The organism is Pyrobaculum sp., from assembly GCF_049971835.1.
In the GTDB taxonomy this organism is placed as follows: domain Archaea; phylum Thermoproteota; class Thermoprotei; order Thermoproteales; family Thermoproteaceae; genus Pyrobaculum.
On the sequence record NZ_JBMFKV010000426.1, the window covers coordinates 1 to 504 of the forward strand.

The following is a 504-nucleotide window of genomic DNA, read 5'->3' on the forward strand; positions in this document are numbered from 1 at the left end:
CTAAGGTGCGGATCATTGCGGCGGCGCTATCCCGACGGCGTAATAGGACACGTAGACAGCCGCGGCGGCTGATAGCAACACGCCCAAGCCTCCGAGGATGGCCGCCGCCGCCGGGCCCAGGTGCTCTACAGCCACTGCGGCTGTCGAGACCGCCAGCTGGACGAGCAAAGAGACGAGGGCCATGTCTATAAGCGAAGCCGCCGTTCTGAAGGAAATCGCTATGTAGTACTGGCTTGAGAAGAAGCCGAAGCTGGCCAGCATCCCCAGCCCAACGGCTACAGAAATTGCGGACATAACTACAGAGCGCAGAGCCGCCGCCGCGTCGTCGGCTTTCGAAACCACTGCGAAGGTGGTGAAGGGGGTTGTGGGGATGTAGTTGGCGATGTAGGAGCCAGCCATGAGGACTAGGAGCGAGGAGAGGAAGGACCAGATAATAACGAAAGCCGCCGCCCACTTGTAGACCGCCCTTCCAATTTCGTACAAAACGCCGATCATGTGAAGTAG

The 504-nt window shown here is 59.5% G+C and carries 1 protein-coding gene; it reads right to left on the reverse strand.

Translation table 11 applies throughout. From position 1 onward, the window contains the following. Positions 1 to 12 precede the first annotated feature (12 nt). Positions 13 to 504 (reverse strand): hypothetical protein (locus ACP5J3_RS15085; RefSeq protein WP_428496419.1); only part of this gene is annotated, 492 nt, incomplete at its 5' end.